At 63.5% G+C, this 22,000-nt stretch carries 25 protein-coding genes and 2 tRNA genes; 10 read left to right on the top strand and 17 right to left on the bottom strand.

Annotated features, from left to right (window positions below):
- Positions 1-35 precede the first annotated feature (35 nt).
- Positions 36-1,094, top strand: coding sequence for a tRNA 2-selenouridine(34) synthase MnmH (mnmH, locus tag I0K07_RS07085; protein ID WP_203292135.1), 1,059 nt, complete (start codon positions 36-38; stop codon positions 1,092-1,094).
- Here mnmH and I0K07_RS07080 read toward each other — a convergent pair.
- From I0K07_RS07080 to I0K07_RS07070, 3 genes are read right to left on the bottom strand one after another with little or no spacing between them, the layout of a single operon-like run.
- On the bottom strand, positions 1,091-2,047 hold the full coding sequence (locus tag I0K07_RS07080; RefSeq protein ID WP_203292134.1) for an alpha/beta fold hydrolase: 957 nt from the start codon (positions 2,045-2,047) through the stop codon (positions 1,091-1,093). The two genes, mnmH and I0K07_RS07080, sit on opposite strands and share 4 nt — an antisense overlap.
- Before the next feature lie 10 nt (positions 2,048-2,057).
- Positions 2,058-2,885, bottom strand: coding sequence for an SDR family NAD(P)-dependent oxidoreductase (locus I0K07_RS07075; RefSeq protein WP_203292133.1), 828 nt, complete (start codon positions 2,883-2,885; stop codon positions 2,058-2,060).
- Positions 2,882-4,381 (bottom strand): flavin-containing monooxygenase, encoded by a 1,500-nt coding sequence (locus I0K07_RS07070; RefSeq protein ID WP_203292132.1) that lies wholly within the window; start codon positions 4,379-4,381, stop codon positions 2,882-2,884. The genes I0K07_RS07075 and I0K07_RS07070 overlap by 4 nt, the downstream gene beginning before the upstream one ends.
- A 190-nt stretch (positions 4,382-4,571) precedes the next feature.
- On the opposite strand from I0K07_RS07070, the gene I0K07_RS07065 reads away from it, so the two are divergent.
- Entirely contained in the window at positions 4,572-5,672 is a 1,101-nt protein-coding gene (locus I0K07_RS07065) for an NADH:flavin oxidoreductase (RefSeq protein WP_203292131.1), read from the top strand.
- A 109-nt stretch (positions 5,673-5,781) separates the two neighbouring features.
- Here the strand turns inward: I0K07_RS07065 and I0K07_RS07060 are convergent.
- The 10 genes from I0K07_RS07060 to I0K07_RS07015 all read right to left on the bottom strand — a co-directional run bounded on the left by I0K07_RS07060 (position 5,782) and on the right by I0K07_RS07015 (position 11,157).
- Positions 5,782-5,857 (bottom strand) — tRNA-Phe (locus I0K07_RS07060).
- A gap of 109 nt (positions 5,858-5,966) precedes the next feature.
- The gene (locus I0K07_RS07055) at positions 5,967-6,134 is read right to left on the bottom strand and encodes a DNA gyrase inhibitor YacG (RefSeq protein ID WP_203292237.1); all 168 of its coding nucleotides are present in this window, start codon (positions 6,132-6,134) and stop codon (positions 5,967-5,969) included.
- Positions 6,135-6,156: 22 nt separating this feature from the next.
- Positions 6,157-7,230, bottom strand: a complete 1,074-nt coding sequence (locus I0K07_RS07050) for a ribonuclease E/G (RefSeq protein ID WP_203292130.1) — start codon at positions 7,228-7,230, stop codon at positions 6,157-6,159.
- Positions 7,227-7,856 carry a Maf family nucleotide pyrophosphatase gene (locus I0K07_RS07045; protein ID WP_203292129.1) on the bottom strand — a complete coding sequence of 210 codons (630 nt, stop codon included), beginning with the start codon at positions 7,854-7,856 and terminating at the stop codon, positions 7,227-7,229. The genes I0K07_RS07050 and I0K07_RS07045 overlap by 4 nt, the downstream gene beginning before the upstream one ends.
- Before the next feature lie 19 nt (positions 7,857-7,875).
- Positions 7,876-8,094 carry a translation initiation factor IF-1 gene (gene infA, locus I0K07_RS07040; RefSeq protein ID WP_019961978.1) on the bottom strand — a complete coding sequence of 73 codons (219 nt, stop codon included), beginning with the start codon at positions 8,092-8,094 and terminating at the stop codon, positions 7,876-7,878.
- A 118-nt stretch (positions 8,095-8,212) separates the two neighbouring features.
- A complete protein-coding gene (locus I0K07_RS07035; RefSeq protein WP_203292128.1) occupies positions 8,213-8,644 on the bottom strand; it encodes an arsenate-mycothiol transferase ArsC in 432 nt (143 codons plus the stop codon).
- Positions 8,641-9,123, bottom strand: a complete 483-nt coding sequence (locus I0K07_RS07030) for a UPF0262 family protein (protein ID WP_203292127.1) — start codon at positions 9,121-9,123, stop codon at positions 8,641-8,643. The genes I0K07_RS07035 and I0K07_RS07030 overlap by 4 nt, the downstream gene beginning before the upstream one ends.
- A complete protein-coding gene (locus I0K07_RS07025) occupies positions 9,120-9,578 on the bottom strand; it encodes a DUF2948 family protein (RefSeq protein ID WP_203292126.1) in 459 nt (152 codons plus the stop codon). Before I0K07_RS07025 ends, I0K07_RS07030 begins: the two co-directional genes overlap by 4 nt.
- A gap of 28 nt (positions 9,579-9,606) precedes the next feature.
- On the bottom strand, positions 9,607-10,872 hold the full coding sequence (gene murA / locus I0K07_RS07020) for a UDP-N-acetylglucosamine 1-carboxyvinyltransferase (protein WP_203292125.1): 1,266 nt from the start codon (positions 10,870-10,872) through the stop codon (positions 9,607-9,609).
- Between the two features lie 63 nt (positions 10,873-10,935).
- A complete protein-coding gene (locus I0K07_RS07015; RefSeq protein WP_203292124.1) occupies positions 10,936-11,157 on the bottom strand; it encodes a hypothetical protein in 222 nt (73 codons plus the stop codon).
- Positions 11,158-11,262: 105 nt separating this feature from the next.
- Here I0K07_RS07015 and I0K07_RS07010 point away from each other — a divergent pair.
- Together I0K07_RS07010 and I0K07_RS07005 are read left to right on the top strand one after the other, a co-directional pair.
- Positions 11,263-11,337, top strand: a tRNA-Thr gene (locus I0K07_RS07010).
- 395 nt (positions 11,338-11,732) lie between these two features.
- Entirely contained in the window at positions 11,733-11,927 is a 195-nt protein-coding gene (locus I0K07_RS07005) for a hypothetical protein (RefSeq protein ID WP_203292123.1), read from the top strand.
- 24 nt (positions 11,928-11,951) lie between these two features.
- Here I0K07_RS07005 and I0K07_RS07000 read toward each other — a convergent pair whose 3' ends face one another.
- Positions 11,952-12,506: a winged helix-turn-helix domain-containing protein gene (locus I0K07_RS07000; RefSeq protein WP_203292122.1), complete on the bottom strand. Its 555-nt coding sequence runs from the start codon at positions 12,504-12,506 to the stop codon at positions 11,952-11,954.
- 93 nt (positions 12,507-12,599) lie between these two features.
- On the opposite strand from I0K07_RS07000, the gene I0K07_RS06995 reads away from it, so the two are divergent.
- From I0K07_RS06995 to pip, 3 genes are all read left to right on the top strand, one after another.
- Entirely contained in the window at positions 12,600-13,667 is a 1,068-nt protein-coding gene (locus I0K07_RS06995) for a serine hydrolase domain-containing protein (RefSeq protein ID WP_203292121.1), read from the top strand.
- Between the two features lie 89 nt (positions 13,668-13,756).
- On the top strand, positions 13,757-14,209 hold the full coding sequence (locus tag I0K07_RS06990; protein ID WP_203292120.1) for a hypothetical protein: 453 nt from the start codon (positions 13,757-13,759) through the stop codon (positions 14,207-14,209).
- Between the two features lie 47 nt (positions 14,210-14,256).
- The gene (gene pip / locus I0K07_RS06985) at positions 14,257-15,291 is read left to right on the top strand and encodes a prolyl aminopeptidase (protein ID WP_203292119.1); all 1,035 of its coding nucleotides are present in this window, start codon (positions 14,257-14,259) and stop codon (positions 15,289-15,291) included.
- Here pip and I0K07_RS06980 read toward each other — a convergent pair.
- Positions 15,272-16,003 carry a DUF2793 domain-containing protein gene (locus I0K07_RS06980; protein ID WP_203292118.1) on the bottom strand — a complete coding sequence of 244 codons (732 nt, stop codon included), beginning with the start codon at positions 16,001-16,003 and terminating at the stop codon, positions 15,272-15,274. The two genes, pip and I0K07_RS06980, sit on opposite strands and share 20 nt — an antisense overlap.
- A 171-nt stretch (positions 16,004-16,174) precedes the next feature.
- Here I0K07_RS06980 and I0K07_RS06975 point away from each other — a divergent pair, with 171 nt between their 5' ends.
- A complete protein-coding gene (locus tag I0K07_RS06975; RefSeq protein ID WP_203292117.1) occupies positions 16,175-17,605 on the top strand; it encodes a methylmalonyl-CoA mutase family protein in 1,431 nt (476 codons plus the stop codon).
- Entirely contained in the window at positions 17,602-19,746 is a 2,145-nt protein-coding gene (gene scpA / locus I0K07_RS06970; protein ID WP_203292116.1) for a methylmalonyl-CoA mutase, read from the top strand. The genes I0K07_RS06975 and scpA overlap by 4 nt, the downstream gene beginning before the upstream one ends.
- Here the strand turns inward: scpA and I0K07_RS06965 are convergent.
- Positions 19,743-21,020, bottom strand: coding sequence for a hypothetical protein (locus I0K07_RS06965; protein ID WP_203292115.1), 1,278 nt, complete (start codon positions 21,018-21,020; stop codon positions 19,743-19,745). The genes scpA and I0K07_RS06965 overlap by 4 nt on opposite strands.
- Positions 21,021-21,161: 141 nt before the next feature.
- Between I0K07_RS06965 and I0K07_RS06960 the strand changes: the two genes are divergently transcribed.
- Positions 21,162-21,638 (top strand): CC0125/CC1285 family lipoprotein, encoded by a 477-nt coding sequence (locus I0K07_RS06960; RefSeq protein ID WP_203292114.1) that lies wholly within the window; start codon positions 21,162-21,164, stop codon positions 21,636-21,638.
- Here I0K07_RS06960 and I0K07_RS06955 read toward each other — a convergent pair.
- A complete protein-coding gene (locus I0K07_RS06955; protein ID WP_203292113.1) occupies positions 21,635-21,997 on the bottom strand; it encodes an MmcQ/YjbR family DNA-binding protein in 363 nt (120 codons plus the stop codon). The genes I0K07_RS06960 and I0K07_RS06955 overlap by 4 nt on opposite strands.
- Positions 21,998-22,000 lie beyond the last annotated feature (3 nt).

Genomic DNA, 22,000 nt, shown 5'->3' with positions numbered 1-22,000 from the left:
GTTAGTGTGGGGCAATTCTCCGCCAAAGGCTGTTCATGCCCCACCTCGCTCACACCAATGACCTATCCACGGCCGGATTGGAACGCTTCGATGCCATCATTGATGTGAGAAGCCCGTCAGAATTCGCCGAAGACCATTTGCCCGGCGCCCTCAATCTCCCCGTTCTGGACGATGAGGAACGCGCCCTTGTCGGCACGCATTATACCCAGATCTCCGTGTTCGAAGCCCGGCGGATGGGCGCGGCGCTGGTGTCACGCAATATCGCCCGGCATCTGGAAACCACACTCGCCGACAAGCCCAAGCAATTCCGTCCTCTGGTCTATTGCTGGCGCGGCGGGATGCGCTCGCAGTCCATGGCACTGGTCCTGGCCTCGGTGGGCTGGAAACCCGTTCTGATCGAAGGCGGTTACCGGACCTGGCGGCGCGATGTCGTGGCGGCACAGGACCATGTCGAATTGCCCCGCCTGATCCTGGTGGACGGACAGACAGGCACAGCCAAGACAGCGCTGTTGAAACAGCTGGAAGCGGATGGCGAGCAGATCATCGATCTGGAAGGCCTGGCCCACCATCGCGGCTCGATTTTCGGCGACTTCCCGGACGCGGATCAGCCCAGCCAGAAAGCCTTTGAAACGGCCCTCCACACCATCATCCGCAATCTTGACCGGGACCTTCCGGTCTATGTGGAGGCGGAATCCCGGCAAGTCGGGCGGCGCCGTGTTCCACCGGGATTGTGGGCCGCCATGCAGGCGGCCCCGCGGCTGGTTATCCGCGCGCCGGTTGATGCAAGAGCCGAGTATCTGGTGACGGCTTATCCCGATCTTCTGACACACACGGACAAGCTGGTTTCGGCGATCGACGGACTGCGCCCCTTCCACGCCAAGACGGTCATCGCGGACTGGTTATCCCTCGCCGAAAAGGGCGATTGGACGCAATTGGCGGTCGATCTGGTGACGCAACATTATGATCCGGCCTATGACCGGGCCCGCAAACGGCAGGAGGCTGGCCGGGCAGACCGGGAAATCGAAACGGACCAGCTCGACCCGTCAGCCCTGGTGGATATGTCAGCCCGTATCCGCGCCCTGCCGCCGCTCTAGCGGAAGGATTTTTCCGCCATGCGCTGGACGAAGCCGGTGACCTCGTCCGGGATGATCACCAGCGGCATATGGCCATGGTTCGGCACGGCCTCGATGACGGCATTGGGGAGTTTTTCCCGCAGGGCCGCGATCTGTTCCGGAGCCACCAGGATGAGATCATCCTCGCCATAAAACATGCCGACCGGGACTTCGATCTCGCCGATCCGGTCGGTGATACTGTCCATGTCCTTTTCCACCGCATGCATGTCCGTCGCGGCCGCATAGAAGGCGCGCGGACGCAGACCCAGAAGACCACCCCCGCGCGTGCGGAAATCGGCCGGAGCCGCGTCGGGACCGAAGACGATGGACAGGGTTTTCTCACCCGTGCGGATCGCCATTGGTGTCGCGATGGTGTGGGCGACGAATTTCCGGATGCCCGGATTGGCAATATTGATCCCGGCGAAAGCATCGGACGGCGCTTCCGGCGCTCTCACCAGTGCGGAAATCAAAGCCAGGCCCGACACGCGGTCCGGATGACTGACCGCCAGGGCCAGCGACACGGCACCGCCAAGGGAATGGCCGACAAGCAGCGCATTCTCAATGCCTTCCGCTTCCAGCCAAGCGGCGATCATGGCGGCCTGGTTGGGGATGCGGGCCTGTTCATCCCCATCGCGTTCGGACCAGCCGCAGCCGGGGCGGTCTATGGCGATGGCGCGATAGCCCTTCTCCGCCAGCTTATCCAGCATGGCATAGGTGAAATTGGCATGGCTGCCGGCCAGACCGTGGATCATCACGACAGGGTGCCCCTCGCCCTTTTCGATCCAGTGGATCCGGCCACCGGGCACGTCAGTGAACTGGCCCTTGGGCGGCAGGCTGGCTTCGACCTTCTTGGCCACGGACCGGGTGAACCACCAGGCCGCGAGCACGGCGGCAACGAGACTTCCGACAATGATGGCGGCGACAGTGCTGATCATCTTGTGCCCCTTATTTCACGCGTGAGGACAGCAGGCGTTCGACCATACCCCAGTAGGAAACCGGGAACAGCCGTTCCAGCCAGGCCAAGACATGGGCGTCATTGCCGACGAGGACACGGCCGATGCGGCGTTCTACGCCGCGGAGGATGATTTCGGCGGCTTTGGAGGGGGGCATAACCAGTGCCTTGTTAGCGCGCTCGCGGCCGGCAGCCACCTCGGATTCATCAGCATTATCAGGCATGCGCGCACTGGTGGCGATGGATGTGGCGATGCCGCCGGGGTGGATAGTGGTCACGCCGATGCTGGAGCCGCGCAGCTCGTGACGAAGGGCGTTGGAAAAGCCGCGCACGCCGAACTTGGCACTGGAATAAGCCGTCTGACCAGGCGGCGCGACAATGCCGAAAATGCTGGAAACATTGATGATCTGGGCTTTTTTAGCGGCTTTCAGCAAGGGCATGAAAGCCCGCGCCATGCGCACAACGCCGAAGAAATTGATCGACATCAGCCAGTCGAAATTCTCCGGACTGACCTCTTCGAATGTGCCGCCCAGCGCCACTCCGGCATTGTTGAAGAGCAGCGAAACGGACGCGTATTTTAATGAAACCGCGCCGAACAGGTCCTGAATGGCCTGCGGATCGGCGACATCCAGCTTGTAGGTGTCGACCTCGACTCCGAGCGCCCGCGCTTTTTCAGCGACCGGTTCCAGACCCGCCTCATTGATGTCTGTCAGGATGAGGTGGCAGCCACGCTGGGCGAGCCCCTCGGCCAGGGCGGCACCGATGCCCGAAGCGGCACCGGTGATCAGGGCGCGTTCCCCTGCCAGCGACCAGGCACTCATTCAGCAGCCTCTTCATGGGCAGAACCGGGGATATCCGCATGCCATTCCCCGGCCTGAAGGAAGTGCATATAGCCGTCCTCCAGCTTGCCATAACGGATGGCCAGCATGTCCTGGATATAGTTCTGATAGGTCCGCCAGGGCGCATAGCTGCCCTGTTGCGGCAGGTGGGGCAGGGCCCGCTGGACATAGCCGGACGAGAAGTCCAGCAGCGGGGCGGGCTCCAGGTCTGCCGGCGGGACCGGGACGGCGATGTCGGTGCCGGTCTTCTTCATGAAGTTCAGCATGCGGCAGACGCGCTCGAAGGTGAGGTCCACTTTCAGCGTCCAGGAGGCGTTCGTATAGCCGAATGCGAGAGCGAGATTGGGCATATTGCCCAGCATCATGCCGCGATAGGTGAAGAGGTCGTGCGGATCGGCGGTCTGCCCGTCGACGCTGAGCACACTCCCGCCGGCCAGCTGCATGTCCAGACCGGTGGCCGGGATGATGAGATCGGCCTCGATCTCCTCACCGGATTTCAGCTTGATCCCGGTCTCGGTGAAACGCTCGATATGATCGGTGACGACGGAGGCTGAGCCGTCCTTGAGAACCTCGAAGAAATCCCCGTCAGGTGCCAGGCAGAAGCGCTGGTCCCAGGGATTGTAGTCGGGCGTGAAATGTTTCTCGACATCAAACCCCTCACCCAGCTGGTCCTTCACCAGCTTGATGACATTGCGCTTCACCGCGGCCGGGCGGCGCCGGGCCAGCTGGAAGAAGAAGATCGACAAAAGAACATTCTTGAAGCGTGACAGGGTGTAGGCCATGCGCGAGGGCAGGATCTTGCGCAGGAAATCGGCGATTGCATCACGCGAGGGACGCGCGGCGATATAGGTGGGCGAACGCTGCAGCATGGTGACATGCGCGGCCTTCTCCGCCATCGCCGGGACCAGGGTCACCGCGGTCGCGCCGGACCCGATGATCACGACCTTCTTGCCGGTATAATCGGTATTCTCCGGCCAGAGCTGGGGATGGATGATCTCACCCTTGAAATCCTCCATGCCCTCGAATTCCGGCATATAGCCCTTGTCATAGCGGTAATAGCCGGAACACAGGATGACGAAGCGCGCCGTGAAGGTCTTGCGCTCCCCCTCATGCTCGGCAACGACATCCCAGCGGGCGCGGCTGGTATCCCAATTGGCGGAGATCACGCGATGACCGAAACGGATGTGCTGATCGATGCCCGCTTCCCGCGCCGTGTCCTCGACATAGCCGCGAATGGACGGACCATCGGCGAACACCTTGCCGCTCGTCCAGGGCCGGAAATTATAGCCGAATGTGTACATGTCGCTGTCCGAGCGGATGCCCGGATAGCGGAACAAATCCCAGGTTCCGCCCATCGCCTCGCGCGATTCCAGGATGGCATAGCTGCGCCCGGGGCAGCGTTTCTGCAGATGATAGGCGGCGCCGATGCCCGAAAGGCCGGCCCCCACGATGACAACATCCAGATCCTGGTCGGTCATCCGATCTCCCCAATAGGCTTTGTTATTGGGAAAAGTGAACACTGTTCGCGGACTTTGCGCAAGCGCCACTTTCCAGCCGGGTCTGGACGAATGCGAAAGATTCCGAATATTCGAAATACAAGCGCACCTCTGGACATTGATGATCCACCGCCTAACTGATGCGCCACGAATTGGTCGAGGAGAAAAACGCATGACCGACACGTCCGCCCTCTTCCGCCCCTGGTCCCTGGGATCACTGGAGCTGGATAACCGCATTGTCATGGCCCCGATGACGCGGTCGAAATCCCCGGACGGCATTCCCGGCCAGCCGGTTGCCGATTATTACCGCCGCCGCGCGGAAAACGCCGTGGGACTGATCATCACGGAAGGCACGACGGTCGACCGCCCCGGCGCCAGCTTCGACCCGGCCATACCGAACTTTCATAACCCGGATTCTCTGGCCGGCTGGAAACATGTGGTCGACACCGTCCACAAGGCGGGCGGCAAGATCGCACCCCAGCTTTGGCATGTCGGCCTCGCCCGCCGTCCGGGCACGGGTCCGCACCCGGAAGCGACTTCGGACAGCCCGTCCGGCATCCTTCCCGGCGGCAAGAAAATCGGCGAACCGATGAGCGCCGAGGACATTGCCGACACGATCGATGCCTTTGCCAAGGCTGCCAAATCGGCTGCCGAGATCGGCTTTGACGCCATCGAACTGCACGGCGCCCATGGCTATCTGCTCGACCAGTTCTTCTGGGAGGGCATGAACCAGCGCGATGACCGCTATGGCGGTGGTCTGGTGGAACGCACCACGATCGTGCAGGACATCGTCAAAGCCGTCCGCGAGAACATCCCCGCCGACCTGCCGCTCATCCTGCGCTTCTCGCAGTGGAAACAGCAGGACTACACGGCCCGCCTGGCCGAAACGCCGGACGAACTGGCCGCATTCCTGGGTCCGCTGTCCGATGCCGGCGTGGACATTTTCCACTGCTCCACCCGCCGTTTCTGGATCCCGGAATTCGAAGGCTCCGATCTGAACCTGGCCGGCTGGACCAAGAAGCTGATCGGCAAGCCGACCATCACGGTGGGCTCTGTCGGCCTCAATTCGGACTTCCTCGGCTCCTTCATGGGCGAGAATTCGGAAATGTCCTCGCTAGACGGTCTGATCGAGCGCCTGGAAAACGACGAATTCGACCTCGTCGCCGTCGGCCGCGCCCTGATCAATGATCCGGAATGGGCCAGCAAGGTCCGCGATGGCCGCTTTGACGAACTGACCGATTTCAACGCGGAAACGCTGAAAGAACTGGTCTGACGTTTTCAGTCAGCTCAAACGAAAACGCCCGGCCAATCGGCCGGGCGTTTTTGGTTTTTCGTCCATCCGGCCAAGAAAAAACCCGCCTCGCGGCGGGTCGGAAGAAAAATGGTGCCCGGGGGCGGATTCGAACCACCGACACGCGGATTTTCAATCCGCTGCTCTACCAACTGAGCTACCCGGGCGCCGGGCGGACAGGCGGCTGGGCCGCTGTCGAGAGCGCGGTTTATAAGCGGGCTTTCCGGCCCTGTCCACGCCCGTTTCAGCGCAAAACTGCATCGGATGCAGGTGCGATTACTGATCTTCTTCCGTCGGCGGGTTGTCTTCGGCGACATCGGCCGGTTCGCCGGGGATGGCGTAGCTGTCATTCATCCATTTGCCCAGGTCGAGATCGGCGCAGCGTTTCGAGCAGAAGGGCTTGAAGTCGGGATGGGCCGGCTGGCGGCAGATCGGGCATTTCATCATGCGGGTTTCCCCTTGAGCATCAGGCGCGGGCGACACGCTCTTTATCGCGGGCGAGATCGGCGTTTTCGCGCAAGTCGAAGCGCGGGCCGATCCGGTCGGTCAGGGCTGATTTCCAGCCGATTGTGTCAGCGTCCAGCCAGGCAAAAACCTCGGGACCAACCTCCAGCAGCTGACGGCGGCCGCGATTAGACATGGCTTCGGCCTGCAGGCGGCGCAGGGCTTTGAGGGCACAGGTTTCCACGGACAGGGCACCCGTGTCATCCCGCAGGATTTCCGACAAGGCACGGCCGCGGCGCTGGCGGGCCAGCTCGCCGACACAGAATTGCGAAAGCGGGGCGACATCCACCTTGGCGCGGTCGCGCTTGAAGGCACCGCGCATGGCCTGTTCCACCGCCTTGCGATCCGGCACGCCGCGCATGTGGACGAAGTCGATGGCGATGATCCCGCCCAGACCGCGCAGGCGAACCTGGCGGGCGGACTCCTTGGCAGCGGAGACATTGAGCTGGGAGGCCAGTTGGGCGGCATTGCCCTGCCCCTTGCGGCCATCCGCATCGACATCGATCGTCGTCATGGCACGCGTGGTCTCGATCCAGAGCGAACCACCGCCCGGGATGGGTGCGCGCGGATCGAGGGCATCCTCGAACTCGGCTTCCAGGTCGAAGGGGGATTCGTCGGCCCAGAGCGCTTCGGCCTCGCCAAAAGCCTTCACCAGGCGCTGGGCCAGGATGGGGGCGGGTTCCAGGCATTCCGGGGCATCGCCCTCTTCCACCTCGACCAAAGCGAGATTGGGGCCCTTTTCGGCATAAGCTTCGCGCGTGACACGGACACCGATGGCGGCGCCTTCATGCAGCCCGCGCGGACGGCCGGACTTGCCGAAGGGCAGGAAGCCCTCCTGCCCGACACCCAGATCAACGAAGGCGGCATTGAGCGCGGGTTCGACCCGGCGCACGCGGCCACGATAGATCTCGCCCTCGATGGCGGTCTGCCCGGCCTCGCTCCAGCGTTCCTGGTGCAGCTCGACAATGCGGCCATTCTCGACCACGGCAGCGCGGGTCTCGCCGATATTCTCTTCGATCAGGATCTGGCGGTTCATGCGCCTGGCTCCAGTGTGGCGATGCGGTCCGTGACAGGATAGCCCAGCCCGGCGAGCAGATTGGCTGTTTCATAAAGCGGCAGGCCGACCACGCCGGTGAAGGAACCGATCAGATTGACGATGAAACAGCCGGCCCGGCCCTGGATGGCATAGCCGCCGGCCTTCCCGTGCCATTCGCCCGAGGCGATATAGGCCTCGATCTCGTCATGCGAGAGCGGCTTCATCTTGACCCGTGTCTCGACCACGCGTGCGGCCATGCGGCCATCGGGTGCGCGGGCAGCAATACCGGTGAAGACGCGGTGATTGCGGCCGGACATGAGTTTGAGACAGGCGCGCGCCTCATCCGCTTCCAGCGTCTTGGGCAGGATGCGGCGACCAACCCCGACCACCGTATCGGCCGCCAGAATATAGGCATCGCCTGCCCCCGGATGCGCGGCACACTTTTCCTGCGCCAGGCGCAGGGCCAGCGGTCCGGGCAGCTCGCCGGGGATCTCGAACTCGTCGATATGGGTGGGTTCGACCGCGTCAGGTGTCAGCCCGGCCCCGCTCAGCAAATCGAAGCGGCGGGGCGAGGCGGAAGCCAGGATCAGGCGTGGACGCTGGATGGCCGTGTCGGCATGCGTCATCGCACGTCCCGCACCGGGCTTACTTGAAGCGATAAGTGATCCGGCCCTTGGTCAGATCATAGGGCGTCATTTCGACAAGAACCTTGTCGCCGGCCAGAACGCGGATACGGTTCTTGCGCATCTTGCCCGCGGTGTGGGCAATGATCTCGTGGTCGTTCTCGAGCTTGACCCGGAAGGTCGCGTTGGGAAGAAGTTCAGTGACTTCGCCCGGGAACTCCAACAACTCTTCTTTCGCCATGCGGCTCCTCATTTGCCTTCTAAAGGCATGAAATTCATGGATAGCAGCGCCGACTCGCCAGTCACCCGGCGGGCCGGAGCGCGCTATATAGTCCCTCTGGCAGGCAAAAGTCGAGGCTTCAGGCGCTTTTTGCGCTGGCATCCCATTGGGCGATGCGCGCAGCGATGGCATCACGGGTCTCGCGATAGGCCGCAATCCGCATGTCGCGATTGCCGCCGGTCTCGCTGGGATCGGGAATCGGCCAGGCCTGGAACTCCGCTCCGGTGCGCGCTGCATAGTCCCGCGCGGTACGGTCTGCCGCTGTCGACAGGGAGACGACCAGCTCGGCCGCGGGCTCACCGACACCATTGAGCGCGATCGGGGAGAAATCCTCCAGATCGACACCCTTTTCCAGCATGACCGAGACCATGAAGGGATCGACGAAGGCGGCCGGGATGACACCGCAGGAGCGGGCCATGCCCTCGCCATAGCGCTGGTCCCAGAGCGCGGCGCCCATGGGTGAGCGGATGGCATTGCGGCCGCAGACGAAGAGGACAGTGGGCACACTCATGCGGCGGCCCTCCGATGCAGGGCGCAGATCAGGGTGAAGAGACGGCGCGCCGTGTCGAAATCCACCTCGATCTTGCCTTCCAGGCGTTCGCGCAGAAGCGTGGAGCCTTCATTGTGCACGCCGCGGCGGCCCATATCGATCGCCTCGATCTGGGCGAGCGGGGCATCGCGCACGGCCTCGTAATAGCTTTCGCAGATCAGGAAATAATCCTTGATGATCCGGCGCAGCGGGCCCAGCGCGAAGACGAAGGCGCGCACGGGCGTGTCATCTTCCAGCCGGACATCGAAGACGAGGCGGTCATCCTCGATCGCCAGGCGCAGGGCGAAGGGCCCTTCCGCGTCGCCGGACGGCCGGAACTGGTTGGATTCCAGCAGATCGGCGATCGCCACGCGCCGCTCATGGTCGGCATTGACGTCGCCGGGGCCCATGCTGGCCGCATCGAGATCGATCCTGACGATCCGGTCTTTCGGTTCACTCATGATCCCTTGCCCTGCTCGGCTTGTGCATCGGCATGTTCCGGTCGTCCCGAAGCGCGCCAGCTGCCGCTCAGATCGACCATCACCACATCCAGGCATTCCACATCAAGCCGGAGCTCTCCGCCACCGGAAAATACCAGCACGACCTGTCCGGCCGGCTCTTCGCCGACCTCAAAGCGCACGGCGAGGAGATTGACGACGGCATCTTCCGCGCCCTGGCGGATATTGCGGCTGCGCGCGCCGAGCACCCCGCCCAGCTGCAAGCCGGCGCGAACACGGCGGTTGCGGCGCCCGGCCTCCCACTGGAAGCGGTTGAAGGCGATGGTGAAACGCTTGTTGCGGCGGTCGAACTCGAAATCACCCAGCAGCGCGACGGCGTCCTGCAGGGCCGCCGAAATCGGCTCCAGATCCTGCTGGTCGAAGGCAACGAGGCGAAGCGGTTTCGGGTCTCGGCTCACGCGCGGGGCGCTCCTGCTGTTGGGCGGCCTATTCGGCCTGACGCTCGATGCGGGCGCCGCACCCGGTCAGCTTGGCTTCCAGGCGCTCGAAACCGCGATCAAGATGGTAGACCCGGTTGACCACGGTTTCCCCTTCCGCCGCAAGCCCTGCGATGACGAGACTTACTGACGCACGCAGATCGGTCGCCATGACCGGCGCGCCCTTCAGCGTCTTCACACCGCGCACTACGGCCTCATTGCCGTGCACGGTGATGTCGGCACCGAGGCGGGCGAGTTCCGGGGCATGCATGAAACGGTTCTCGAAAATCGTCTCGCGGATCACGGACGTACCGGAGGCCAGCGTCATCAATGCCATGAATTGGGCCTGCGCGTCGGTCGGGAAGCCCGGATAGGGCTGGGTCTCGATATCGACACTGTCCAGTCGGCTGCCATTGCGGGCAATGCGGACGCCATTCTCGACCGCTTCCACCGTGACACCGGCCTTGCTCATGGCCGACCAGAGCGCCTTGTTGTGGGCATGGACCGCGCCGTCCAGAACCGCGTCGCCGCCGGCTGCGGCCACGGCAAGGGCATAGGTGGCAGTCTCGATCCGGTCACCCACCACACGGTGGGTGATGCCGTTGAGTTTCTCACGACCCTGGATACGGATCGAGCTGGTCCCCGCCCCTTCCACGAGCGCGCCCATGGCGGTCAGGCAATCGGCCAAATCACCGATTTCCGGTTCGCGGGCGGCATTCTCGATCACGGTCTCCCCGCGCGCCAGGGAGGCGGCGAGCATGGCGTGTTCGGTGGCACCGACAGATGCGAAGGGCAGATCAATCTCTGCTCCGACCAGACCGCCCTTGGGCGCACTGGCTTCGACATAGCCTTCAGAGAGTTCGATCCTGGCCCCCAGCGCTTCGAGCGCCTTGAGGTGGAGATCCACCGGACGCGCGCCGATGGCGCAGCCGCCCGGCAGGGAGACCTTGGCCTTGCCTTCACGCGCGATCAGCGGACCGAGCACGTTGAACGTGGCCCGCATCTTCCGCACGAGATCGTAGGACGCATAGGTGTCGGTGAATTTGGCCGCGTGCAGGTTGAGGCAGGCATTGGGCGCTTCCTCGACGGTGACGCCGAGACTGGCCATCAAATGCCCCATGAAACGCGAATCGGCGAGGCGCGGCATGTTGGTCAGCGTGACCGGCTCATCGGTCAGCAGGGCCGCGGCCATGAGTTTCAGGGCCGAATTCTTGGCACCGCTGATCGGGATACGGCCTTCCAGCCGCGTGCCGCCCTGGATGACGATACGGTCCATGCTCACTCCCTTACCGATTGTCCGTTTCGATGCGCGCTATCGAGACGGTGGAACTCGGCGGCATTATGACGATTTCGCGGGTTTTTCTGAGGCGGTTTGTGCAGGCGCACTGTCATTGCCTTCTGCATCAGGCGTTTTCGCCGAAGCCGGTTTCTTCGCCGCGGCCTTGCGGCGGCGAAGATTGGCGCGCAGGGCCTCGGCCAGGCGTTCTTCCTTCGAGCCCGGCTCGGGCTTGGCGGCCCGCTTGCGCGCAGCCGGTCCGGATGTGTTTTCCGCATCGCTCATGTAATTCGTCCTGCCGAACGCTGCACATCACGTCAAGACACTCTTGGCGTCGGCGGCACGGTGCGTTATATGCCCGGCTCTCGTTTGCCGACAGGCACCCGGTGCGCCGCTATAGCTCAGGGGTAGAGCGTTCCCTTGGTAAGGGAGAGGTCGAGTGTTCAATTCACTCTAGCGGCACCATTTTCTTGATCTCACGACAGTTTGCTTCGCAAACGTCTCCGATGGGCGGCCCATCAGGGGCTGGCGCGCAGTCGCGCTTGCGCCTTTGGCCCGGTTTTTTTGATTGTTCCCGCTCCGCTCGACCCGAGTCCCGGCACGCCCTGACGGTGTCAGGGTCGATGCTCACATGGAATGCGCTCAAGGCTGCAGGGCAGAGAGCGGTGCGGAGCTGCGGTTGTGATCTCACGCCGGTTTGCTTCGCAAACGCCTCCGATGGAGGGGACATCGAGCCCTTCAGGCGAACCTGTTCCAGAGGCATCCCATTCTACGCGCAAATGTTTTGGCGGCTGGGCGAACCGTGTTACCCAGACGGCCTGAGTTGAAACCCTGAGTATCCACGCAACCCCAACAGTGCCTTGAAACCCTATTCCACGACCCTGCTCGACACGCCACCGAAGCGGAAGAGTTCTGAGTCCCGTTCCGCCGACGCTGCGCCTGAAACGCCGGAACAGGATGATCCGTCGCGCCCGGCACGCGGCCTGATCAACGGGTTCGCGATCATGATTGTGTTCTGGGCCCTGGTCGCGCTGGCCTATTTCTTCCTGCGCTGACGCCGTCACCCGAACGGCAGCTCCTCAATTCCCGCCCTGCAGGACTTCGAACTCGACTTCACCGGTTTCAGAGTCCTGCACGATGAATTCGATTTCGCGGTCGGGCGGAGGCGCCAGAAGGCGGATGGCTGCGACCACGGCAAAGACCAGCAACACACCCACCGCCACTGACAGGCCGGGATTCCGGCGGGCAAACCCGATGGCAGGATGTCCGGCAAGCGTGACGCCCGGTTCAGCCGGGCGCGCCGGTTCCGCAGGCCTCGCGAGACTGTAGCCAATCCGCGGATGCGTCTTGATAGCCCCAGCATCGCCCAGCAGGCGGCGCAGGCGGGAAATGGACTGGGTGAGCGCTTCGTCACTCCCCTCGCCGTCCCAGACCAGATCCAGAAACTCATCGCGGGAAATCGCGTCGGGTGCGCGCTGGACAAGAAGCGCGAGCACGCCGGCCAGGCGCGGTTCCAGCCGGTCGTCCCGCCCGGCACACCGGACCAGACCGGCATTGAGATCGCACACGGCCTCGCCGATCCGCACACAGCGCACGGACGAATTCGAGACTGGCTTATGGGCAAGGTCGGACATGTTTCGAAACGTTTTCGTCAGGTCAGGCAGGGCCACGATATCTAGCGAAACCGCCTTTCCCGCACCTTCCGCGAAAATAAAAGGAAATCAAGCATGACCCGTTTCGCATGTCTGGCCCTGGGCCTGAGCCTGCTGGCCCTGCCTCCGGCAGCCTGTGCCCAGGCTGGCGACCGCCCGTCCCTGTCTGAGGAACATGTCCGGCCCCGGCTGGACGCGACCTTTGACCGATTGGTGGAGGCCGGTTTCACCGGCTATGTCATGATCTCGCATCAGGGACAGACCGTGTATGCCCGCGGTGAAGACAGCGCCGACATGCACTTCGGCCCTGATTCACAAATCGACATCCTCTCCATGTCCAAGAGCCTGACCGGGATGGTGCTGGCCCGCCTGATCGAGGACGGCGAACTGTTCCCCGGAACGACGCTGGCTGAAATCTTTGCTGATGTCCCGGCCGAAAAGGCGGGGATCACCCTGCACCAAATGCTCACCCACACAGCTGGCTTGCCGCATGCACTGGGCGAGGACACCGAGTATCTGGACCGAGACGCCTATCTCGCCCGCGCTTGGTCGACACCGCTCCTCTCCGAGCCGGGTACGCGCTACGAGTATTCCAATGTCGGCTATTCCATTCTGGCTGCCGTGGTGGAAGTCGCGACCGGTGAAGCATTCGACACCTATCTGGGTCGCCATTTCCTCGAACCGGCCGGGCTGACGCACACCGGTTATGAGTCGCAATGCTGCGCAACGTCTGGGGGCCAAGCCGTGACGGAGGTTTCCTGGGGTGGCGACCGTGCGTCCTGGCACCTGATCGGCAATGGGGGAATGCTCTCCACACCGTCGGACATGCTGGCCTGGATCCGGGCCTATGAGACCGGGGCGCTAACCGGCCAGGCGGCAACGGAACGCGCCCATCAACCCTATGAACAGGAAGGTGAAAATGCGCCAAGCCATTATGGCTACGGCCTTGTCGTGGAAGATCTGCCCCAACTGGGCCGGGTCTATTGGCACAATGGCGGCAGCCGGGCCTTCAACGGACACTGGCGCTATTACGCCGATCATGATGTGGCGATTTTCGTGACATCAGACCAATGGGAGGTGGATCCTGACAGCGTGGAACGCGCACTAGCCCGTGCGCTGCTGGCACCGTCTCAGCGCAAATAGACCATGGGACAGGGCCGGACGTCTTTCCTATCTGGACGCGGACGCCCGGCCCGCCTAGTTTGCCCGCGTTCGACGGGGGATTGCCGGGCATGTTTCGTTCTGATGTTTTCCGGGCCGCGATGGCGCTGGCCGTGACGGGGTCGGCCGCCAGTGCGCTGGTCGTGTTCACGCCGGAACTGCGTGCCGCCGGAATCCTGCCGGAACCCCTGCCCCAGCGCGAACTGGTCTATACGTTCATCAACATCACCGACGATCTGGACGCCCGTCAGGCCTGCCCGCTGGATCTGGACGCAGCCAAGAGCCAGGTGGAAAGCGGCCTGGGTCAGACCGTTCGTCCCGTCTACAGCCCGATCGCGGATGGTCCGGACATTCTGGTCCACGAGGTGGAAGCCGTGCACCGCGATGGCGATTGCGAATGGTCGAGCACGGTGCTGATCGGCGGCCAACTGGACGGGCCTCATGCCGACACCCCGGACGCGGCGCTCTCCAGCCTCCAACAGGCCAGCCGGGCCGCTCGCCCTCTGCTGGATGTTCACCGCTGATGCCATCGCTCTTGGCGTCGAGCCGGACACAAGGCTAGCCTGACGTCATGTCCCATTATTTTGACGCGATCGAACCCCGTTCAACCGGCCGTCTGGCGGTCACGGACGGGCATGACCTGGCCTATGATCTGTGCGCCAATCCCGACGGCCTGCCCCTGCTCTTCCTGCATGGCGGTCCCGGCTCGGGCGCGGCACCTAAATACCGGCGCATGTTCGATCCGGATGTGTTCAATCTGGTCCTGTTCGACCAACGCAGCTGCGGCCGGTCGACACCGCATCTCGATCTGACCGCCAACACGACGCAGCATTTGATCGCGGATATCGAGGCGCTGCGGGATCATCTCGGTATTGAACGCTGGATCGTGTTCGGCCCGTCCTGGGGATCGACGCTGGCGCTGGCCTATGCACAGACGCATCCGGAGCGGGTTCTGGGCCTGGTGGTGGAAGGGATATTCCTGGGCCGGCCGCAGGACATGGACTGGCTGCAGGGCCCCAATGGCGCGCGCATGGCCTTTCCCGACGCGTTTGCGCATTTCATTGCGCCGGTTCCCGAAACTGCCCGTTCATCGGTTCGCGCGACGATGGAGTGGTATTTCGAGGCCATGAAGGCAGAAGTCGCGAATGGTCTGGAAGACCTTGAGGCCGCGCTCAAAGACCCGGCGACAGCGCTGGATGATCTGCGGCAGTCGGCTCTCTACCGCTGGACCGAGTATGAGGACCGGCTTTCCTATCTGGACAATCCGGCCGAGGCTGTGCGCGACGGGTTGAAGACACGTGGTGAGAAATTCATTGCAGCGCATTCGCTGATCGAAGCGCACTACTTCCTGAATGACTGTTTTCTGGAACCCGACCAGCTCTTGCGGGACGCGTCGCGCCTCGCCGATATCCCCATGCATATCCTGCAGTCGCGCTATGACATGGTCTGCCCTGCCAGCGCCGCTTTCGAGCTGGCCGAAGCTTGTCCCCATGCCGGGTTCGACCTGGTTCCGGTCAATGGCCATGGCATGACCGAGACTACACAAGCCGTGCTCAATCGGATCATGACGGACCTTGTGAAGGCGATCAGCCCGCCGGGGCGGTAAACCGCAAGAGGTGGAAGGCGATATCGACACTGCCGCCCGTGAAATCTCCACCATTGGCCGTCAGTATGACCGGTGTGTCGGCATAAAAGGGACGCGGCCCGACCACGCCGATATTCGTACTGCCTGACAACACGCCCAGCGATCCACCGAAGGCGCTGGCCTCGCCAGCCAGGCCGCAATCAAAACTCGTGGCACCGGTGACGGTCTCACTGACCCGGATGGACACGGCGAGCAGAATGGCGCGTTCCGGAATGAGTTGTACTGTGCTGACTTGGCTGCCTGTCAGGCCGGTCAGGGTTTCGCTGATGATCTGGACATCGAGGCTGGCATTATTGAGCCCCTGAGCCAGGGGCGAACGCTGGGAGGCCATCCGCCAACTCTGCAGCAGTCCATCAAAACGGACGGGCAGCCCCTCATCGCGGACATGGACGGACCAGCCATCGAGTGGCGAGACTTTGTGCCAGGCCCCGTCGCGATAAAGAGCGAGCTCCCCGGCTGCGAATCCTGACCAGTTGGCGCCGGTTGCCCCATCCGGCACGATCCAGGCTTGGCCATTTTGCGGACTGGCTGGCTGCACGCCCAATGAGCGGCTCTCGACACAGGCCTGGGTGAGCAGGTCCAACCGCAAGAGGGCTTCATTCACGGTGACATGTTTTTGTGCCTGGGCCGGCTGGATCAGGGGCAGGTTCAGGTTCGGACTGGTTTCACTCATTGCTGCTCTCCAAGGCTTTGCATCAGCCTGGAGCACAGGGTCCGGCCTGCGGATTTCACGCGCGACTGTCCCTGATCTGCATCCGTACTTGACCTTCGAGGGCTTGGTGCCTTTTCTCCTGCCCGTGTGGCGCTCTCTGGCCGGGGAGGCGCGCGAGGAGAGGACAGCACGATGAGTGATACTATCCGCGCCTTGGCTGCGGGATTTCCGGCTATTGAAGCCTCAGCCTGGCAAGGCTTGGCAGAAAAAGCGCTTCGCGGCGCCCAGTTCGACACCCTGAATCGCGAGACGATTGACGGCATCAAGCGCGGCCCGGTTTTCTTTGACCGGCCTGAGGGCACGCATGCGGTGGATACGGCCCCGCGCGACCTCGACCTGCCCTGGGGCATGCGCCAGACCCTTGTGGAAGCCGATCCTGAACGCGCCAATACGGCAGCCCTGGATGATCTCATGGGCGGTGTATCCGAACTGGAATTGCGCCTCGATTCGACCGGCGCTTTCGGGCTCAAGGCCAATGAACTCGAACTGCTGGATGCGGCCCTGAAGGGGGTCGACCTCTCGATCGCTCCGATCCATCTGGACAGCCTGAACGGCCAGGGTCATCACGCCCACCTCCTGCTCGCCCTGTTCGCCAAGCGCCGGCTGGATGGCGAGACGCTGGGCGGCGGGCTGGGCCTGCACCCGATCGAGCGGGCCGCGCGTCAGGGTATCGCCCTGGATGATCAATGCTTCCCCAAGGCTGTCGATCTGGTCCAACTGACCCGCGAAGCCTTCCCGCAGCTGAAAGTCTTCCGCCTGGAAGCGGCCCTGGCCTTCGAGGCCGGCGGATCGGAGACCCAGGAACTGGCCCTGATGGCGGCCTCGGCGGCGACCTATATGCGGCTAATGATGGAGGCTGGCCTGGACGCGAACAGCGCGGCCGGCCTGATCGAGGCGCGCCTGTCGGCCGATGCGGACATCCATCTGACCATCGCCAAACTGCGCGCGGCCCGCCGCATCTTTGCGCGGATTGTCGAGAGCTTCGGTGCAACAGGCGACGCCACGCGGCTGAGCCTGCAGGCCAGCACCTCGGCCCGCATGCTGTCGGCCAAGGATCCTTGGACCAATCTGATCCGCAATGCCTGCGCCGGCTTTGCCGCGGCGGCCGGTGGGGCTGATGCCATCACAGTGCGCCCGCTGACCGAGGCCATCGGACGCCCGACCGGGTTTGCCCGCCGCGTGGCCCGCAATCTGCACATCCTGCTGGCCGAGGAGAGCCATCTCGGCGCGGTCACCGATCCGGCCGCCGGCTCCTATTTGCATGAAAGCCTGTCGGATGGTCTCGCCCGGGAGGCCTGGGCCCTGTTCCAGACGATCGAAGCCAAGGGCGGGCTGGTCGAGGCCTTCGCCAAAGGCTGGCTGCAAGAGGATATCCGCGAGGTCCGCGACAAGCGCCTGGCCCTGATTGAAGACGGCCAGACGCCGATCCTGGGCGTCACCCAATATGTCGACCCGGACCCGCGGGCGGTGGAAACGCTGGACCGCTGGCCCGAACCGGACGCACCGGAAGGCGCGCTGACGGCCATGCGGCTGGCGGCAGATTTCGAGGAGGCCGCCCAATGAGCACTTTCCCCGATTTCACGATGATCGATCTGGGCGAAGCCCATAGCGCCGGCACCGGAAGCCGCGAGGCCTGGAACACGGCGGAGGGCATTGCCGTCCAGCCGCAATACCGCGCCAGCGATGCCGAGGGTATCGACTTCCTGGGCTCGGTTCCGGGTGCGGCCCCCTTCGTGCGCGGCCCCTATCCGACCATGTTCCTGCAGCGGCCCTGGACGATCCGGCAATATGCCGGTTTCTCCACCGCCGAGGATTCCAACGCCTTCTATCGCCGCAATCTGGCCGCCGGCCAGAAGGGCCTCTCGGTCGCTTTCGACCTGGCCACGCACCGCGGCTATGACAGCGACCATCCGCGCGTGGCGGGCGATGTCGGCATGGCTGGCGTGGCGATCGACAGCATTTACGACACGCGCACCCTGTTCGACGGCATTCCGCTGGACCAGATGTCAGTCTCGATGACGATGAATGGCGCCGTCCTGCCGGTGATGGCGCTCTATATCGTGGCGGCCGAGGAACAGGGCGTGAAGCCGGAACAACTCTCGGGGACGATCCAGAACGACATTCTCAAGGAGTTCATGGTCCGCAATACCTATATCTATCCGCCCTCGCCTTCGATGCGGATCATCTCGGACATTTTCGAGTACACCTCGACACACATGCCGCGGTTCAACTCGATCTCGATCTCCGGCTATCACATGCAGGAAGCCGGCGCGCCGGCGGACCTGGAACTGGCCTATACGATCGCGGACGGTCTGGAATACATCCAGACCGGGATTGATGCGGGCCTCGACGTGGACGCCTTCGCGCCGCGCCTCTCCTTCTTCTTCGGCATCGGCATGAATGTCTTCATGGAGATCGCCAAGCTGCGGGCTGCGCGCCTGCTTTGGGCGAAGCTGGTGAAGGAACGCTTCAATCCCAAGTCGGACAAGTCGATCTGTCTGCGCACGCACTGCCAGACTTCCGGCTGGTCGCTGGCGGCACAGGATGTGTTCAACAATGTCGGCCGCACGGCGCTGGAAGCCATCGCGGCTGTGGACGGGCACACCCAGTCCCTGCACACCAATTCGCTGGACGAAGCGCTGGCCCTGCCGACGGATTTCTCGGCCCGGATCGCGCGGAACACCCAGCTCCTGCTGGCCGGTGAAGCGCATCTTTGCGATGCGATCGATCCCTGGGGTGGCAGCCATTATATCGAGCGCCTGACCCATGATCTCGCGGCCCGCGCGCTTGACCATATCGCCGAGGTCGACGCCCAGGGCGGCATGGCCAAGGCGATCGAGGCGGGCATTCCCAAGCTTCGCATCGAGGAAGCCGCGGCCCGCACCCAGGCGCTGATCGATAGCGGCCGCCAGACCATTACCGGCGTCAACAAATTCCGCCTCGCCGAGGAGGAAGATGTGCCGGTGCTCAAGGTCGACAATTACCTGGTGCGCAAACAGCAGATCGAGAAACTCGAGAAGCTACGCGCCGAGCGGGACCCGGCCGAAGTGCAGAGCACGCTGGAGGACATCACCCGCGCCGCTGAACAGGGTCAGGGCAATCTGCTCGACCTCGCGGTCAAGGCGGCGCGTGCGAAGGCCACAGTCGGCGAAATTTCCGATGCGATGGAAAAGGCCTTCAACCGCCATGTCGCGGAAATCCGTGCCGTGACCGGTGTCTATGGCGAAGCGGCCGGCGATGATGATCGCGTGGCCAAGGCCCGGGCGATGGCCGAGGCCTTCGCAAAACGCCATGGCAAGAAGCCGAAAATCCTGATCGCCAAGCTGGGCCAGGATGGTCATGACCGCGGCCAGAAAGTGGTCGCCTCGGCCTATATGGATCTGGGCTGGGATGTGGTGATCGGTCCGCTCTTCCAGACGCCCGAAGAAGCCGCCGAACTGGCCGCGCAAGAGAATGTGGACGCCGCAGCGGCCTCCTCGCTTGCTGCCGGTCACCTGACCCTGGTGCCGCAATTGCGCGATGCGCTACGCGATCAGGGGCGCGAGGACATCCTGGTCATCGTCGGCGGTGTGATCCCGCCCGATGATGAACCGGTCCTGCGCCAGATGGGCGCTGCCGCCGTCTTCCCGCCCGGCACGATCATCGCCGACAGTGCGGTGGTGATGCTGGAACGCCTGGGCATGAATGAGGAGGAACTGGCCTAGGGGATCTCGATTTCGCCCAGCGAGCGGTCTTCCTCTCCCGGCAGCTGCAGCACCAGACGATACCGGCCCGTGGGCAGCATCAACGTCACCGGGCCGGTCTCTTCCTCACGGACCAGATACTGATCCATCGGGATAGCACCCTCACCTTCGCCCGCGACGAATGCCTGCACCAGGAAGGGACCCTGCGCCGGCAGATCGCTGACGGTGTGAGGGCTGCGATACCCGCCCATTGCCAACCAGGCCGGACGGCCGCCTTGGCCCGCTTGGAGGAAGGGGTGCACGACAAGCATGTCGACGGTTCTGTGGCGGACCTCGTTGAACCAGCCGCTCCCGGCGTCCCGGAACGCCGTCGGCCGGGTGAGTTCAAAGGACTCCGCCAGGCTCGCAGAAACGGGATTACTGATGCGGTCGGCATAGGTTGTGCCCTGCTGTTGGTCGACCGTCAGCGGATCGATCCCAGTCAAAGCTTGCAACTCTGCCGCCATCCAGCCATTGAGGACACCATCCCCGTCCGTGTCACCGGTCTCATCGAGATGCTGGAAGCCCACAAAAACCACAACCCGGCTGTCGGGATTGGCCTCCAGGAATTCCGCAAGATTGGACGCCTGTGCCCGCTCCCTCGCCCGAATCTGGGCGGCCTGATCGCACTCGCCCGAACAGCGCTGCTCAGCAGTGGCTTCATACCGAACCAATGCCATGTCGAGCGACATCGCCGTTCGAACAAGGTCTCCGAAAACCGGTTCCCTTGAGTAGAACCCCATCCCGAGCGTCGGATAGCCCAGCGCTTCAGCCGTCTCGACCGGCTCGGTCAAACCGAATGTCTCTGCGGCGAAATGTGTGAACCCGTCCTGCACCAGTCTTCGCAGCAACAAGGTCGCAAAAGCACGATGCTGGGCGTCATTATGGGCTTCGTTGATGATCACGATGCGGTGGCCGATCGCAGCCTCAAGGATGGCGTCCACCGCATCGACCGGCTCGAGCCCCGCGAGATCGGCACTCAGTGGCTCGGCAGGCGGGGGAGCGCTCCATCCTTCAGACATGCCATAACCGAGGAAGTGTCGGCCTGACATGGTGAAGACCGACTGTTCCAGTTGAGCCACGATCTGGCTGGCCACTTCCGGCGGGTAGTGGGCCGGTGGCTCAATCATGTCGAGTGCAGCCAGATACCGTCCCTCCTGCAGGGCCCGCGAGTATGTCATCTCCTGCTGGGCCGTCGCAGGTACCGCAACCAGCAAGACCGCCAACGCAGCACCAAACACACTTTTCGATCTCACGCACATCTCCCGCATTCACACACCCGCAGCGCGTGCAGAGTTTCACACCACGCGCGTTCGAGAAAGACCCCCTCGAGATGTTCATGAGCGATACAGGAAAACTGTGGCAGAGTGGTCCGGTCCCAAAAGCGAGGCCCCGACATGAAGCGCACCCTGGTGACCCTGACCGTGCTGGCTTTGGCAGCCTGCGCCTCTACGCCGACACATTATGAACCGGCAAATGGCTCGGACCGTGGCTTCTCCGAGACTCGGATCGAGCAGGACCGGTATCGGGTCCGCTTTGCCGCCGGATCGGACACGACTTTCCAGCAGGCCGAGGATTTCGCCCTGCGCCGGGCAGCCGAACTGACCCTGCGCGAAGGCATGGACTGGTTCCTCGTGGTCTCGCGTCATCGCGACGGCAATGATCGCAATCCTGTCGGCGTCGGTGGGTCCGTGGGACACACTTGGGGATCCGGTGGGTTCTCCGGCAGCGGGGTCGGGATCGGTATCCGGATCGATGGCAATGCCGGCGACAAGGAAGTCGGGCTGGAAATCGTGCTGCGCACGGGCGAGCGGCCCGATCAGGCCGATGCCTATGATGCCCGGGCCATCCTGGAATACGAAGCCGGGGACTAGTCCAGCAAACCCAGCTCGCGCTGTTTCTTCTTGCTGAGACCGGAGCCGACAATGCGGTGGCTGTCGGTGATATAGGCCTTGAGATCATCCGGGCTCAGCCCGGGTTCCGCATAATGCTGGATCCAGGTCATGCCGCGCGACGCCAGATAGGGTGCCGGGCGCAGGCCGGGTTGTTCCTTGAGGATTTCAAAGGACAGGTCGGAGACCTTGAAGGAGAAGCGCGGCCCCTCCTCCGGATCGAAACTCGCCACGACGAAAACCTTGCCGCCCACTTTCCAGACATCCGCGCCACCCCATTGCACAACGTGCGAAGTGGCAGGCATGGCCTGGCAGAAAGCGCTGAGTTCAGCCTGATCCACCGG

Source organism: Maricaulis parjimensis (genome assembly GCF_016817355.1).
Lineage (GTDB): Bacteria > Pseudomonadota > Alphaproteobacteria > Caulobacterales > Maricaulaceae > Maricaulis > Maricaulis parjimensis.
This window is presented reverse-complemented; position numbering and strand designations above follow the sequence as displayed.

Bases quoted from the DNA above. Each gene is read 5' to 3' on its own strand.
- mnmH (WP_203292135.1), top strand. From the start codon at position 36: ATGCCCCACCTCGCTCACACCAATGACCTATCCACGGCCGGATTGGAA.
- I0K07_RS07080 (WP_203292134.1), bottom strand. From the start codon at position 2,047: ATGATCAGCACTGTCGCCGCCATCATTGTCGGAAGTCTCGTTGCCGCC.
- I0K07_RS07075 (WP_203292133.1), bottom strand. From the start codon at position 2,885: ATGAGTGCCTGGTCGCTGGCAGGGGAACGCGCCCTGATCACCGGTGCC.
- I0K07_RS07070 (WP_203292132.1), bottom strand. From the start codon at position 4,381: ATGACCGACCAGGATCTGGATGTTGTCATCGTGGGGGCCGGCCTTTCG.
- I0K07_RS07065 (WP_203292131.1), top strand. From the start codon at position 4,572: ATGACCGACACGTCCGCCCTCTTCCGCCCCTGGTCCCTGGGATCACTG.
- I0K07_RS07055 (WP_203292237.1), bottom strand. From the start codon at position 6,134: ATGAAATGCCCGATCTGCCGCCAGCCGGCCCATCCCGACTTCAAGCCC.
- I0K07_RS07050 (WP_203292130.1), bottom strand. From the start codon at position 7,230: ATGAACCGCCAGATCCTGATCGAAGAGAATATCGGCGAGACCCGCGCT.
- I0K07_RS07045 (WP_203292129.1), bottom strand. From the start codon at position 7,856: ATGACGCATGCCGACACGGCCATCCAGCGTCCACGCCTGATCCTGGCT.
- infA (WP_019961978.1), bottom strand. From the start codon at position 8,094: ATGGCGAAAGAAGAGTTGTTGGAGTTCCCGGGCGAAGTCACTGAACTT.
- I0K07_RS07035 (WP_203292128.1), bottom strand. From the start codon at position 8,644: ATGAGTGTGCCCACTGTCCTCTTCGTCTGCGGCCGCAATGCCATCCGC.
- I0K07_RS07030 (WP_203292127.1), bottom strand. From the start codon at position 9,123: ATGAGTGAACCGAAAGACCGGATCGTCAGGATCGATCTCGATGCGGCC.
- murA (WP_203292125.1), bottom strand. From the start codon at position 10,872: ATGGACCGTATCGTCATCCAGGGCGGCACGCGGCTGGAAGGCCGTATC.
- I0K07_RS07015 (WP_203292124.1), bottom strand. From the start codon at position 11,157: ATGAGCGATGCGGAAAACACATCCGGACCGGCTGCGCGCAAGCGGGCC.
- I0K07_RS07000 (WP_203292122.1), bottom strand. From the start codon at position 12,506: ATGTCCGACCTTGCCCATAAGCCAGTCTCGAATTCGTCCGTGCGCTGT.
- I0K07_RS06995 (WP_203292121.1), top strand. From the start codon at position 12,600: ATGACCCGTTTCGCATGTCTGGCCCTGGGCCTGAGCCTGCTGGCCCTG.
- I0K07_RS06990 (WP_203292120.1), top strand. From the start codon at position 13,757: ATGTTTCGTTCTGATGTTTTCCGGGCCGCGATGGCGCTGGCCGTGACG.
- pip (WP_203292119.1), top strand. From the start codon at position 14,257: ATGTCCCATTATTTTGACGCGATCGAACCCCGTTCAACCGGCCGTCTG.
- I0K07_RS06980 (WP_203292118.1), bottom strand. From the start codon at position 16,003: ATGAGTGAAACCAGTCCGAACCTGAACCTGCCCCTGATCCAGCCGGCC.
- I0K07_RS06975 (WP_203292117.1), top strand. From the start codon at position 16,175: ATGAGTGATACTATCCGCGCCTTGGCTGCGGGATTTCCGGCTATTGAA.
- scpA (WP_203292116.1), top strand. From the start codon at position 17,602: ATGAGCACTTTCCCCGATTTCACGATGATCGATCTGGGCGAAGCCCAT.
- I0K07_RS06960 (WP_203292114.1), top strand. From the start codon at position 21,162: ATGAAGCGCACCCTGGTGACCCTGACCGTGCTGGCTTTGGCAGCCTGC.